This is a genomic window from Pseudomonas brassicacearum subsp. neoaurantiaca, from assembly GCF_013608025.1.
GTDB lineage: Bacteria > Pseudomonadota > Gammaproteobacteria > Pseudomonadales > Pseudomonadaceae > Aquipseudomonas.
In genome coordinates, this window is the sequence record NZ_VDLV01000002.1 from 28,730 (window position 1) to 42,194 (window position 13,465).

The window sequence follows — 13,465 nt, forward strand, 5'->3', positions numbered from 1 at the left end:
CGTTTGCATCAGAAGCGCCAGATCACGTCGACAAAGGCCCGATGCATGTACGAATCGACCTCTTTGCCGTAGGCGTCGCCTGGCTTGAACACGCCGCCACGAAAGCGCACCAGCGCCGACGGCTCATCGATGGACTGACTCAGCGCGGCCGGCAGCAGGCCTTGCTTGAAGTATTTGGTGACGACCAGGTCGACTTCCTGGCCCAGGTCCTTGTCACCGTCGCGCAGTGGCAGCGACGAGGTGGACAGGATGGCGCCGGTCACGTCGTCGGTGTTGTTTTCCACGGCATTGATGCCGTTGCTGCCCACCGGCTTGTTGCCGTCCACGCGCCAGAACTTGTGGTACACCAGGCTGGCGTCGTATTCGTCGCGCAACTGCCAGGAACCGAACAGGCTGGCGCTCTGGGTGTTAGCCATTTCGCCGCGGAAAGCCTCGCCGAAACGGTGGACCCGCGAGCGGGTGCCGGTGAAGTTCGAGCGGTTGCTTTGCAGGCCGTTCTGTTCGTAGTCCTCGCTGGCGCGGGCATACGCTGCACCGACTTGCCATTGCGGATCGAGGCGCAGGCGCACACCCAGGTCGGTGGCCCAGCCGTCGGCGTCGTCACTGCGCTTGGCTTGCGCCGGGCGCGTGCCGTCGGCGTTCAGCGCGTTGACGGTGTCGCGGTCGCCGGTCATGCCGGTGAGGCTTGCCCAATAGTTGACGGTGTTGGTGTTGCGCCAGTTGTAGGCGTCGCTGGTGGCCTCCAGGCCGAGCCAGGTCAAGTCACCGTTCTGGGTCTTGTCCAGGGTGTCGGTGGGCTCGCCCGGGGTCGGGTAGTCCAGGCTGCCGCTGTCGTGGCTATGGTGGGCACGGATACTGGCCCACTGGCCTGGCATCCACTGGTAGCCGACGTCGCCATAGACGTGCAGGCGGTCCTTGTCTTTTGGAGACAATTCCTTGAGGTCGGTGCGGTATTCGCTGAAACGCTCGGCCACGCCGAGGTTGGCCCGCAGCAACGTAGTGTCGAACGTCCAGTTCAGGGCTTCGATGTTGGTGTCGCGCCATTGGCCGTCGTCGTTGCGCAGGCGCTGGCGACCGAATTTCAAGAGTTCGCCTGGATAAGGGGTCAAGCCGCTGTAGCCAATCCAGAACTCGCGCATGGCCAGGTAGCTTTTCTTGGCTTCGCGATCGCCGCTGTCGGTTTCCTGCGTGGCGCCATCGGACTGCTGCAAAGTATCGGTCTCGATGATGTCGCTGGACGTCACGGCCTGGGCCATGGCGTACCCGCTCCAGTTACCGCTTTCGCCATAGACCCAAGGGCGCAGGTCCAGGCCGATACCGTTGACGTCGCCACCGCTTTGGGTGCCGAGGTCGCGGTCGTCTTCAGACTGGCCGGTGATCTTTACTTCCAGGCCGAAATTCTTGCTTTCGGTCAACGCCGCCAGGGTCGGGCAGGACCACAGCAGGGCAAACGACAGGCCAATACCAGCCTGTACAAAAGGATTGAGCTTCAAAAGCTTCATAGAGGTTCCTCGCCGTCATCTTCTTTTAGGGCTTGCAGTTCAAGCGTATCGGGGCTCATTGCGCCGCGAATGGCCTGCTCTTGTTGTAGCAGGCGTTGCGCTTGTGCAAGTTGTTCCGGCGGTAATTGTGCTTCGAGGGTCTGGGCAAGCTCGGTCGCTTGCGGGGTGTTTTGTGCCTTGGCCAACTGGCTGAACACGTAGGCGTTGACCGGGTTGGGCTTGGTGCCCTTGCCCTGGGAAAACAGCTGGGCAATGGCGTAGTCGGCGCTGTTCTGGCCGTTGCGGGCGGCCTTGAGCAGGTGATCCAGGGCTTTTTGCGAGTACACCTGGCCCAAGTAGCCACGGCGATAGATCTGGCCGAGGTAGTAATCGGCGGCCACTTCGCGGCCAACGGCTTTCTGGAAATGCGCCTCGGCGACCTTGGCGTCGGCCGGCACCCATTTGCCCTCGTAGTACAGCTTGCCCAGCAACAGCTCGGCACGAGGCTGGTCGGCGGCGCGGCCGTTTTCCAGGTATTGCATCATCTTGTCGACGTCACCCAGTTCCGGGAAGTCGTAGAGCAGTTGCGCCAGGCTGACCCAGGCAGCGGGGTAGCCGGGGGCGATGCCTTCGAGCAACGACTGGGCGGTTTTCTCGTCAGTCTTGCCCAGGCTTGGATCGGCCAGGACGCGGGCGACGCTGTCGATGCGCTGGGCGGAAACGACGCCACGGGCATGACCGGCTTGCATTTGCTTGAGCAACTCGGCCTGCTGTTCCGGCTGGCCGCGTTTCTGATAGACCGTGGCCAGTTCGACGTAGCAGATGTCGGTGGTTGCCAGCGCGGCCTTGCAGACCTTTTCCACTTCGTCCAGGTGCTGGTCGTAAGTGCCCTGGGTGCGATAGAGCAGGATCTGCGCCAGGCCCGCTTCCGGATAGCCGGCACTGCGCCATTGGCTGATCTGCTGCTGGGCGTTGACGTTCGGGAAGCTGTGGGGATATTGCAGGTACAGCATCGCCAGCGGGATCAGCGTGTTGCCTTCACCGTTGGCGAAGGCTTTCTTCAACAGGCCTTCGGCTTCGTGTTTTTCAGCCTCGGTGGAACCGGGCTTGGCCACCAGCAGGCGACCCAGGCGAGCCTGGGCGCGCGGCGAGATATCGGCGGCGGCGCGATAGGTCGCCTCGGCCTTGCGCATCTGCTCGGGGTCGCGGCTGTCGACCTGGATATCGGCCAGGCCGACCTGGGCTTCGCTGTAGCCCAGGTCTGCCAGCCGTTGGTAGTTTTGCTGCGCCAGTGCCGTGTCGCCGCGCTTGAGGGCTTCGTTCGCCAGGCGCTGGTCGGGCAGGCCGGCGCAACCGCTAAGACCGACTGCCAGCGCCAGTGCACACAACGCATATCCTGTGTGGGAGCGAGCTTGCTCGCGATGCAGGCCGCTCGGTGTACCAGACAGACCGCGTCGATCCCATCGCGAGCAAGCTCGCTCCCACAGGGAATGCGGTGCATTGTTGTTTTGTGGAGTGATCACGGGCATATCCTCGACTTAAAGACCGACGGCCATGGCTTTGTCGATCAGCCAGCCCAGGTTCGGGCCACGGTCGCTGACGACTTCCACTGGACGGCCGGCCAGCGCGCTGTCGAGGGCTTCGTCAGGTTGGATCAGCACACGGATATCGGAGGACAGGTCGGCGCTTTTCAGGCTGGTGCTGCTGACAATCTTGCCGGTGCGGGTGGTGTCTTCGCCGGCAACCTGGAAGCTGACCGGAGTGCCTGGACGCACATCGCCGAACTGGCGATAAGAGAAGCGTGCCTCGACGTTGGCCTCGGTGCCCCGTGGGACCAGTTGGAAGATCACGTCACCCTTGCTCGCGTATTGGCCGTTGGAAACCAGTTGCTGGGTGACGATGCAATCGCATGGCGATGTCAGGGTGCCGGTCATCTGTTTGCCGAACAGCTCCTCGACCTTGGCTGGCTGCAGTTGGTTGTCGTCCAGGTGACCCTTGAGCACGTCGAGCATGCTGGTGCTGAAGGTCGCCAGCGGGGCGCCCTTGGCGGCTACGCCGTCGGCCTTGACGAGGCTCTGCACGGTGCCGTCGCGCGGCATGGTGATCGCCATGCCCGGTACGTTGACGATGCCGGCCTGGGCGTGGCTGACGAAGTACATGCCGTACACCGACTTGAAGATGAAACCGAACGCCGCCAGGCCGACGACGAATACGCCGAGGCTGAAGGTCACGGCGCGCAGGCGACCGAAAGCGGTCATGCCACCGTTGTCATCTTTCTGCTTGCGGGCCTTGGTGAAGTTGTCGCGCTGCAGGGTCGCCAGCACATCGCCGACGCCGACGATGTCGCCGGCCAGGTGCGAGGTGATGATGTGACGCAGTGTCGAGATGTCCCGCGGCTCCAGGTTCTGGAACTGGCAGCCGGTGCGGCCGGTCTGGCGGTCGTAGGAACGGATCTGCAACTCGACGTCCATGGCCAGGCCGAGGTTGTCGATCACGAACTGCAGGCGAGCCTTGTAGGTCTCGCCAACCTTGAGCGGCAGTTGGCCGGCGTTGAAGCACAGGCCACCGGCCGACAGGTCCAGGACCTTGACTTCCATGGGCGTACGGTCAGGGCCGAAGAAACGCAACTTGGCCGGGATTTTGACCCGGGCGTGTTGGCGTTGGGCTTCGGATTCATGCACTACGTTGACATTCACGGCGGTGTTCATAGGGGCGATTTCCTAGTTAATTCATTCAAGTCCGGTCAGACCATCGTCAGCAGCACGGCGACAAAAATGCTGCCGGCGGAGAAGGTCATGGTCCGAGACGACCAAGTGTTGAACCAACGTTGAAAGCTGGCGAGATCACGGGTCAGGTGGGTGGGCTGGCGGGTCCAGGACTGTTGATCGAGGCGGAAGAACACGTAGATCTTCACCATGGCACCGACGATCTGGTTGTAATAGAGAATCGCCGGGTAGGCCGGGCCGATCCGGTGTCCGGAACACGACAGCAACAAGGTCAGGATCAACCGCGTGATGCCGATCCACAGCAGGTACACCAGGATGAACGCGGTGCCGTACTTGAAGCTGGCGATGATCGCCACGGTCAGGCCCAGCAGCGAGGTCCACATCGATACGCGCTGGTCGAACAGCACCACCGAGGTGAACAGGCCCAGACGCCGCAGACCCAGGCCCAGGGCCCGGGAGTTCTGCCGCAGGTTGTTGCCATACCAACGGAACATCAACTTGCGACTCGCCTTGATGAAGCTCTTTTCCGGCGGGTGCTCGACCGTGTTGATCGCCGCATCCGGCACGTAGAAGGTGTCGTAGCCCAGGCGCATCAGGCTGAACCAGCTCGATTTATCGTCGCCGGTGAGGAACTTGAAGCGGCCCAGGCGCCAGTGTTGCAGCGAGTCGCTTTCCACGTCGGCGATGAAGTCCGGGTTGGTGACGACAGTCGCGCGGAACACCGACATGCGTCCGGTCATGGTCAGCACGCGCTTGGACAGGGCCATCGAGCACATGTTGATGTGGCGTTGGGCGAAGCGCAGCTTGTGCCACTCGCTCATGATGTAGCCGCCGCGCACTTCGCAGAACTCGTTGGTGGTCAGGCCGCCGACGTTGCCGAACAGCTGGAACCACGGCACGGTCTTGCGGACCACGCCTTCGGCGAGGACGGTGTCGCCATCGATCACCGCGACCACTGCGCGATCGTCCGGCAGGTGGCGGGAGATGGCGCGGAAGCCGTAGGCCAGGCCGTCACGCTTACCGGTGCCCGGGATGCGCACGAAGTCCAGCTTGACGTGCGCCGGCGGGTTCATGCGGGCCCAGAGGCTCTTGACCAGCAGTTCGTCGGACATTTCCACGATGGAGCAGACCACGGTGGTCGGCAGCCCGCATTCGATGGCTTCGCGGATCACCGAGCCGTAGACCTGGGCGGTGGTCAGCGCGTCGATGCGGAAACTGGTGACCATCAGGTACACGTGGGACGGGTCCGCCGCCTTGCCCAGCTTGCGTACCTTGCGGCGCAGGTGTGGGTAGACGATGTAGAGGAAAATCATGCCGCGCACGAAATGCGTCGCGCCCATGGAATAACGCCAGATGCCCACGGCGCCGATCAGGAAGATGAAGTCCTTGGATTCGGAGTCGAACGTGGACGTAGGCAGCGCCGTGGCGATGCCCATCAGTAAACTCAAGTAAAACAGCCAACCGGCGGCCTGAAGCAGGCCGTGCTTTAGCCTGTGCATAATCTGCATCCGTCTCTATCTCGGGCGGGCCTTGTGGGCGGCCCGATGGGTTAAGGCAGGCGAAAGGCCGGCCAGGGCGAGCCCCGGCCGGCTAACAGACTTACCAGCAGATGCCTTCGGTCCGGCCACTCGGGGAGGTGGCCTTGGACATGAAGCCAACCAGGTCGATGACCTGCTTGCCTTCCGGTACGTTCTCGGTCAGCGCGCGGAACTTCTCGTCGCGGTTACCGAGAATGATGATGTCGGAGCTGTCGATCACCGCGTCGAAGTCGGAGTTGAGCAAGGACGAGACGTGAGGAATCTTCGACTCGATGTAATCCTTGTTCGCACCGTGGACACGGGCGTATTCGACGTTGCTGTCGTAGATGCGCAGGTCGTAGCCCTTGCCGATCAGCATTTCCGCCAGTTCTACCAGTGGGCTTTCACGCAGGTCGTCGGTACCGGCCTTGAAGCTCAGGCCCAGCAGGGCGACTTTGCGCTTGTCGTGGCTGGAGACGATGTCGAAAGCGTTCTGCACTTGGGATTCGTTGCTGCGCATCAGCGAGTTGAGCAGCGGCGCTTCCACGTCCAGCGAGCTTGCGCGGTAGGTCAGGGCACGCACGTCTTTAGGCAGGCACGAACCGCCGAAGGCGAAGCCTGGGCGCATGTAGTACTGCGACAGGTTCAGGGCCTTGTCCTGGCAGACCACGTCCATCACTTCGCGACCATCGACGCCGACGGCCTTGGCAATGTTGCCGATTTCGTTGGCGAAGGTGACCTTGGTGGCGTGCCACACGTTGCAGGTGTACTTGATCATCTCGGCAACGGCGATGTCCTTGCGGATGATCGGTGCGTCGAGCTCTTCGTACAGCGATTGCAGGACGTCGCCCGAGGCGGTGTCGAACTCGCCGATGACGGTCATAGGCGGCTGGTCGTAGTCCTTGATCGCGGTGCTTTCGCGCAGGAACTCAGGGTTGACCGCGACGCCGAAATCGACGCCGGCTTTCTTGCCGGAGCAGTCTTCGAGGATCGGGATGACCACATTGGCCACGGTGCCTGGCAGTACGGTGCTGCGTACCACGATAGTGTGGCGGGTGGTCTTGTCGCGCAGGACAAAACCGATCTCGCGGCACACGGCTTCGATGTAGTTCAGTTCCAGGTCGCCATTCTTTTTACTTGGCGTGCCGACGCAAATCATCGACAGGTCAGTATCGCGAATCGCTTCGGCGAAGTTGGTAGTGCCGCGCAGTCGACCTGTTTGAATGCCTTGCGCCAACAGCTCGCCAAGACCCGGTTCAACGATCGGAGACTTACCGGCATTGATCATGTCGATCTTGTCTTTGGCGACATCTACGCCAACTACGTCATGGCCCCGTGCAGACAGGCAACCGGCACATACTGCACCGACGTAACCCAAACCAAATATGCTAATGCGCATCGCATTTACCTCTGTTTTCACGCCATTAAATGGCCGGAGTTAATAGTGTTCAGCGGTCATCGTGCACTCGGAAGTGTGGAAATGCAGGCGCCACAGTGCCGTGTGCAGGCATACAAAGTTCCGAGTGTCTAAATAAGTGCACTCAAGTTGTGCGCAAAGCGGCCTAGTTGTTATGACCTGCCCTGTTATGCAGCCAGTCCTCGTTGGCGGGACGCTCGTGCAAAAGATCTTTCACTTCAGACTCCTGGCAAAAAGCCCACAAAATCAGAAGGTTGGGTGCTCGGGTGAGCACGTTAATAGGGGCGCAGCCTTGGCCTTGTAGGGGATAGTAATGGTGCGTTATCTCCCGTCCTTTAAGGGTGGATCCAATAAGACGACCGTTTCGCTAAGTTGTCGTTACAACTCCGTTACTTTGGACGACGTGCCTTGTAAGTTATCTCGTACACGCTCGGCGAGAATCGTTACGGGTGGTATGAGCCGTGCAATTTCACATAGTTCCGATCCGCTCATCGTGATTTTCGAAATTTTTCGAAATATTTGCCTAGATGGCACTGCTCTCATATTGATAGCACCGCCGATTTCGCCCTTTAGTTTCGGGGAGTTAAAGGGGGTAGATAGTTTTGTGCCAGTATCGAAGAAAAAAATCGGTGCCACTACGGAAAAATCTGACATTTGTCGAGTGAAAGAAAAGTTAGCGCGGGGAGTGTTTGTTTTGTTGACGCCAAGAAAGTGGCGAATGGGGCGGGGAAGTTGGATGACAAATTCGGCTTTGATCGAGGCCCCTTATCGGGGCCCGGAAATGATGCTGCGTTATTGCGGGGCGTGGTCGCGCAGGAAAACCAGCTTATCGGAAGAAGATTGCTCGGCGCTGTAGCGATAGCCCTGAACATCGAATTGCTTGAGTGCTACTGGATCGTTGATGCGTTGTTCAATGACAAACCGGCTCATCAGGCCGCGGGCTTTTTTGGCGTAGAAACTGATGATTTTGTACTGGCCGTTCTTGAGGTCCTTGAACTCGGTATCGATGATGCGGGCTTTCAGTGCGCTGCGTTTGACTGCGCTGAAGTATTCATTGGAGGCCAGGTTCAACAACAGGTCGTCGCCCTGGTCGGCCAGCGCCTCGTTCAGCCACTCGCTGATGCGGGTGCCCCAGAAGGCATATAAATCCTTGCCCCGAACGTTGGCCAGTCTGGTACCCATCTCCAAGCGATAGGGCTGCATCAGGTCCAGCGGGCGCAGCAGGCCGTAAAGGCCCGAGAGCATGCGCAAGTGCTGTTGGGCATAGTCGAAGTCGGCTTCGCCAAGGCTTTGCGCGTCGAGGCCGGTATAAACGTCGCCCTTGAACGCCAGCAGCGCCTGCTTGGCGTTGGCCGGCGTGAACGCCGGGGTCCAACTGCCGAACCGCGCGGCATTGAGGCCGCCGATCTTGTCTGAAACGTGCATCAATTCACTGATCTGGGCTGGCGAGAGTTCACGCAATTGTTCGACCAGCTCCTGGGAATGATCCAGGTATTGGGGCAGGGTGAAGCGCTCGGTGGCCGGCGGTGTTTCGAAGTCGAGGGTCTTGGCGGGGGAAATCACCATCAGCATGCAAACGTCTCCTTTTAGGGTGCGGCGATTCTAGGGGGTTGTCCGGGTGGACTCCAGCTATTGGGGTGATAGGGGATGGATGGTGATAGTGATAGTGGGTGGTGGTGGCGCTTTTGTGGCGAGGGAGCTTGCTCCCGCTGGGCTGCATTGCGGCCCCAAGCTTTTCTGCGGTCGCTGCGCAACCGAGCGGGAGCAAGCTCCCTCGCCACAGAGGCTTATTCGCCAGTTTGCGAAGAGGTGCCACACCAGGATCAGCTATCATGCCGCGCGGGTTTCGTTATGGAGACATCCCTTTTGCGTATCGTCCTTCTACTGTCGGCGTGGTTGTTGAGCTTCGGTGCCATCGCCGCGCCCAATGACATCGCCACCCTGGATCGCAGCACCTGGCCCGAACAGCTCACCAACCCGACGCTGTTCGATGTGGCCTCGCGGGCCGAAGTGCTGATGTTTGCCCGGGTGTTGCTGGACACCGATGCCATGGACGAAATCGCCCTCAAGCAATACCTGGGGCTGCGCACGGTCAACATGGCGGCGGTCAACGCGTTGCGCGCACGGCTGTGGCAGCGATTGCTGTCCAGCTACAACTTTGCCCAGCGAAGCTGCGAACTGGACGCATCCTTCTGTTATCTGGTGGAGAACATGGCGACCCTGCGGGAAGAGGCGGGCAGGTTCCAGCTGGATGACAACTCGTATTACATCAAGTGGGCCGAGCCAAGTCGGATCTTCCACACCCGATATCGGGACGAACTGCTGCGCAAGGCGGCGCTGTTTCCTCAGGTCACCAGTGAAATCGAGCGTTTCGGCGATTACGAGCGCAACGGCGAGCAGATGAATGACCGCCTGTTCCTGCTGACCTTCGACAGCGGGGCCAACGTCGCACCGGACAATACGCCGTGGCTGACCGAGTACCTGCGCAAATCGAACATGAGCGGGACGTTCTTCGTGCTGGGCAAGGACATCCAGGTGCGACTCGCGGACCGCTCGGTCAATGATCTCCAGGCGGTCTATTCCGGGCAGTGTGTCGGTGTGCAGGGATGGGAGTTCCGTTCCCACAGTTATTGGCAAGATTGGCAGGACTCGGTGCGGCGCAGTGTCGACCTGGTCAAGGGCAAGCTGCCGGAGAATTTCGTCCCGCTGTTCCGCCCGCCCCAGGGGCAGCGCCGGGGCGACGCGCAGTCATTTTTCCGAAACCAGGGCCTGCAAGTGGCGCTGTGGGATATCGATCCCCAGGACAGCACCAACCGCCTCAAGCCCGAGCAGAGTGCCCAGCGTGTGTTGACGCTGATGCTGTTGTGGCGTCACGGCGTGATCAATTTCAACGCCAAGCAGGATGCGGTTAAAACGGCGATGCCGTGGCTCATTGCGCAAACGGCGCAAAGCGGGATCGGTTGGGAGGATTGCCAGGACGCGTTTCGCTGAAAGCGAAAGGCCCGTAAACGTTGGCTGGGAGGGAAATTCGATCACGCATTCATGGCGACCGGACTTCCGACTTTAACGGTGCAGCAACGGTACGCCAAGGGTTATTCGTCACTCTGAAAAATAAACTTCAAAAAACCGTCAAAGTGCTTTTTCCTGTCATGTGTTTTGGAGTATCAAGAAGACAGACCGCCGAAACCTGCAACACAGGTGGCGTCTTCCAAGACCCAGTTTGTGTGCAGTTCATCCGAATCGTCGCGGGTGAATTCGGTGGCTACCTCGAGGCGCAGCACTGTCACGGTATTGCGTCGAATGGCCCCCACAAAGGTGACCGAGTATGGATGACCACGGACGTAGCCCTTCCTCCAACCAGCCAATCCTGTATGTACTCGATACCAACGTATTGATCCACGATCCAAACGCGCTGCTGAATTTCGAAGAACACCACGTTGCCCTCCCGATGACCGTCCTTGAAGAGCTGGACAAGCTCAAGAGTGGCCATCACAGCGTAGCGGCTGAATGTCGCCAGGCGATCCGCCTGATCGACAAGACCCTGGGCGACGCTTCTCCCGAAGACGTCGAGCTGGGCGTACCGATCCAGCGCGGCAAAAGCGGTCCCAAGGGCCTGCTTTCAATCCTGATGAGCAAGCGCACCGAACCCAACCTGGTGCTGCCTGAACACCTGAACGACAACATCATCATCAACCAGTTGATCGACCTGCACGCGCGCAACAAGGATCAAGCCGTGGTGCTGGTGACCAAAGACATCAACATGCGCCTCAAGGCCCGCGCCTGCGGGATTGCGGCGGAGGACTACAGCACCGACCAACTGGTCGACGACGTGTCGCTGCTGCCCAACGGCTATCACACCATGACCGGCTCCTTCTGGGACCGCGTGAGCAAGGTCGAAACCCGTCAGGACCACGGTCGCACCTGGCACCAGGTGCAACTGATCGACAACCTGCCGGCGGTGCACATCAACGAATTTATCATCGACGAACAAGGCTTCGTCGGCTGGATCAAGGAAATCCAGGTCGACAAACTGCTGATCCTCGATTTGCATCAGGAACCCTTGCTGCACCAGGAGGCGTGGGGCCTCAAGCCTCGGGACATCTACCAGAGCCTGGCGCTGTTCGCCTTGCTCGATCCGGATATCCACCTGGTCAACCTGTCCGGCGCCGCCGGTTCCGGCAAGACCATCCTGGCCCTGGCCGCCGCCATCGAACAGACCATGGTCAGCAAGCGCTACCGGCGCATCATCGCCACCCGCAGCGTGCAGGGCCTGGACCAGGAAATCGGCTTCCTGCCCGGCACCGAAGCGGAAAAAATGGAGCCTTGGCTGGGCGCAATCACCGACAACCTCGAAGCGTTGCACATGGACGACGAGAGCACCCATGGCAGCGTCGACTACATCCTCAGCAAAGTGCCGCTGCAGTTCAAATCCCTCAACTACATCCGAGGCCGTAGCTTCCAGCAAAGCCTGATCCTGATTGACGAATGCCAGAACCTGACCCCGCACCAGATGAAAACCATCATCACCCGTGCCGGCGCCGGTTCCAAAGTGGTGTGCCTGGGCAACCTGGCACAGATCGACACCCCTTACCTGTCCGCGACCAGCTCCGGGCTGACCTACCTGACCGAACGTTTCAAGGACTTCCCCAACGGGGTCCACATCACCCTGCAAGGCGTACCGCGCTCGATCCTGGCCGAATACGCTGAATCTCACCTGTAATTGATCATCAGAACCGGGCGACCTCACCGTCGCCTGGTTTTTTTGGCTGTATGAAAATCCTGTGGGAGCGAGCTTGCTCGCGATGACGGTCTTCCAGATAAAAATGTGTGCCTGACACACCGCCATCGCGAGCAAGCTCGCTCCCACAGGGATTTGCGGTGAATCTGAAATCAAGACGGGTGCGACAATCAGCCCTGCCGGAATCTGACCCACGGGTTTACAATCGACGCTCCTGATCAGGAGTAACCCTGTGCTGACTCATCTCGATTCCCAAGGTCGCGCCAATATGGTCGACGTGACCGACAAGGCTGTGACGTTCCGTGAAGCCACGGCCGAAGCCTTTGTGAGCATGTTGCCCGATACCCTGCAAATGATCGTCAGCGGCGGCCATCCCAAGGGCGACGTGTTCGCCGTTGCGCGCATTGCCGGCATCCAGGCGGCCAAGAAAACCAGTGATCTGATTCCGCTCTGCCATCCGCTGATGCTCACCAGCGTCAAGGTCGAGCTCAATGCCGAAGGCGAGGACCGGGTACGCATCGTTGCCCGTTGCAAGTTGTCGGGCCAGACCGGTGTGGAAATGGAGGCGCTTACCGCCGCCAGTGTCGCCGCGCTGACCATCTACGACATGTGCAAGGCCGTTGACCGGGGCATGACCATCGAGGGCGTGCGGGTGCTGGAAAAGCTTGGCGGCAAGAGCGGCCACTTCCAGGCGGATGCCTCATGAAAATCACCGTGAAGTTCTTTGCCCGTTATCGTGAAGCGCTCGGTGTGGATTCGCTGAAGGTGGAAGGCGATTTCTCCACGGTCGACGACGTACGTGCGTTGCTCGCGCAGCGTGACGGCGCCGAGGTGCTCACAGAGCAAAACCTGATGTGTGCCCGTAACGAAGACCTGTGCCAACTCGACGAGCCTTTGGCCGACGGCGACGAAGTTGCGTTCTTCCCGACTGTGACAGGAGGCTGAGCCATGGCGATTCGGGTGCAGGCCGAGCCGTTCGATCCAGGGACCGAAGTCAACGCGATGCACGCGGCGAATGTCGGTGTGGGAGCGGTAGTGAGTTTTGTTGGCTACGTGCGCGACTTCAATGACGGCCTCGACGTGTCCGGGATGTTCCTGGAGCATTATCCCGGCATGACTGAGAAAGCCCTGGGCAAGATCACCATCGAGGCCGAGCAGCGTTGGCCATTGCTCAAGCTTGAAGTGTTGCATCGCATCGGTGCCCTTGAGCCGGGCGAGCCGATTGTCTTCGTCGCGGCCGCCAGTGCCCATCGCCAGGCGGCGTTCGACGCCTGCGCCTTTGTCATGGACTACCTCAAGACCCGAGCGCCGTTCTGGAAAAAGGAAAACACCGCTGACGGCCCACGCTGGGTCGAAGGGCGGGACAGTGATCATGAGGCGGCGGATCGCTGGAAGCAGTAGGCAGCCTGTCATCTCTTATGTTGCCTGCGAGTGCGCGATTCGCGAGCAGGCTCGCTCCCACAATGGATCTTCGTTGTACTCAATGTATATGTCCCACACAGATCCCTGTGGGAGCGAGCTTGCTCGCGATGAGGCCATCAGCCTCCCATCACATTCCCTCATTCCCCAATTGACGATATGTACAT

11 protein-coding genes are annotated in these 13,465 nt (G+C 60.2%); 5 read left to right on the plus strand and 6 right to left on the minus strand.

Annotated features, from left to right (window positions below):
• Window positions 1-8: 8 nt before the first annotated feature.
• The 6 genes from FHK92_RS01550 to yaaA form a co-directional block, all read right to left on the minus strand.
• Window positions 9-1,493, minus strand: a complete 1,485-nt coding sequence (locus FHK92_RS01550; RefSeq protein WP_181286573.1) for an alginate export family protein — start codon at window positions 1,491-1,493, stop codon at window positions 9-11.
• A 5-nt stretch (window positions 1,494-1,498) separates the two neighbouring features.
• Window positions 1,499-3,010: an alginate biosynthesis TPR repeat lipoprotein AlgK gene (algK, locus tag FHK92_RS01555; protein ID WP_181286502.1), complete on the minus strand. Its 1,512-nt coding sequence runs from the start codon at window positions 3,008-3,010 to the stop codon at window positions 1,499-1,501.
• A 9-nt stretch (window positions 3,011-3,019) separates the two neighbouring features.
• The gene (locus tag FHK92_RS01560; RefSeq protein WP_181286503.1) at window positions 3,020-4,189 is read right to left on the minus strand and encodes an alginate biosynthesis protein Alg44; all 1,170 of its coding nucleotides are present in this window, start codon (window positions 4,187-4,189) and stop codon (window positions 3,020-3,022) included.
• Window positions 4,190-4,224: 35 nt separating this feature from the next.
• The gene (gene alg8 / locus FHK92_RS01565; protein WP_375154595.1) at window positions 4,225-5,706 is read right to left on the minus strand and encodes a mannuronan synthase; all 1,482 of its coding nucleotides are present in this window, start codon (window positions 5,704-5,706) and stop codon (window positions 4,225-4,227) included.
• Window positions 5,707-5,806: 100 nt separating this feature from the next.
• Complete coding sequence (locus FHK92_RS01570; RefSeq protein ID WP_030139647.1) at window positions 5,807-7,123, minus strand: nucleotide sugar dehydrogenase; 1,317 nt, start codon at window positions 7,121-7,123, stop codon at window positions 5,807-5,809.
• A gap of 810 nt (window positions 7,124-7,933) precedes the next feature.
• Window positions 7,934-8,713, minus strand: a complete 780-nt coding sequence (gene yaaA / locus FHK92_RS01575; RefSeq protein ID WP_181286504.1) for a peroxide stress protein YaaA — start codon at window positions 8,711-8,713, stop codon at window positions 7,934-7,936.
• A 294-nt stretch (window positions 8,714-9,007) separates the two neighbouring features.
• On the opposite strand from yaaA, the gene FHK92_RS01580 reads away from it, so the two are divergent.
• The 5 genes from FHK92_RS01580 to moaE all read left to right on the plus strand — a co-directional run bounded on the left by FHK92_RS01580 (window position 9,008) and on the right by moaE (window position 13,280).
• Complete coding sequence (locus FHK92_RS01580) at window positions 9,008-10,132, plus strand: polysaccharide deacetylase family protein (protein ID WP_181286575.1); 1,125 nt, start codon at window positions 9,008-9,010, stop codon at window positions 10,130-10,132.
• A 334-nt stretch (window positions 10,133-10,466) separates the two neighbouring features.
• Window positions 10,467-11,861 carry a PhoH family protein gene (locus FHK92_RS01585; protein WP_030139644.1) on the plus strand — a complete coding sequence of 465 codons (1,395 nt, stop codon included), beginning with the start codon at window positions 10,467-10,469 and terminating at the stop codon, window positions 11,859-11,861.
• A 250-nt stretch (window positions 11,862-12,111) separates the two neighbouring features.
• Entirely contained in the window at window positions 12,112-12,585 is a 474-nt protein-coding gene (moaC, locus tag FHK92_RS01590; RefSeq protein ID WP_181286505.1) for a cyclic pyranopterin monophosphate synthase MoaC, read from the plus strand.
• Window positions 12,582-12,824, plus strand: coding sequence for a molybdopterin converting factor subunit 1 (gene moaD / locus FHK92_RS01595; protein ID WP_181286506.1), 243 nt, complete (start codon window positions 12,582-12,584; stop codon window positions 12,822-12,824). The genes moaC and moaD overlap by 4 nt, the downstream gene beginning before the upstream one ends.
• A 3-nt stretch (window positions 12,825-12,827) precedes the next feature.
• Window positions 12,828-13,280, plus strand: a complete 453-nt coding sequence (gene moaE, locus FHK92_RS01600; protein WP_181286507.1) for a molybdopterin synthase catalytic subunit MoaE — start codon at window positions 12,828-12,830, stop codon at window positions 13,278-13,280.
• The last annotated feature ends 185 nt before the right edge of the window (window positions 13,281-13,465 follow it).

Coding starts and splice junctions, on each gene's coding strand:
- algK (WP_181286502.1), bottom strand. CDS start 3,010: ATGCCCGTGATCACTCCACAAAACAACAATGCACCGCATTCCCTGTGG.
- FHK92_RS01560 (WP_181286503.1), bottom strand. CDS start 4,189: ATGAACACCGCCGTGAATGTCAACGTAGTGCATGAATCCGAAGCCCAA.
- alg8 (WP_375154595.1), bottom strand. CDS start 5,706: ATGCACAGGCTAAAGCACGGCCTGCTTCAGGCCGCCGGTTGGCTGTTT.
- FHK92_RS01570 (WP_030139647.1), bottom strand. CDS start 7,123: ATGCGCATTAGCATATTTGGTTTGGGTTACGTCGGTGCAGTATGTGCC.
- yaaA (WP_181286504.1), bottom strand. CDS start 8,713: ATGCTGATGGTGATTTCCCCCGCCAAGACCCTCGACTTCGAAACACCG.
- FHK92_RS01585 (WP_030139644.1), top strand. CDS start 10,467: ATGGATGACCACGGACGTAGCCCTTCCTCCAACCAGCCAATCCTGTAT.
- moaD (WP_181286506.1), top strand. CDS start 12,582: ATGAAAATCACCGTGAAGTTCTTTGCCCGTTATCGTGAAGCGCTCGGT.
- moaE (WP_181286507.1), top strand. CDS start 12,828: ATGGCGATTCGGGTGCAGGCCGAGCCGTTCGATCCAGGGACCGAAGTC.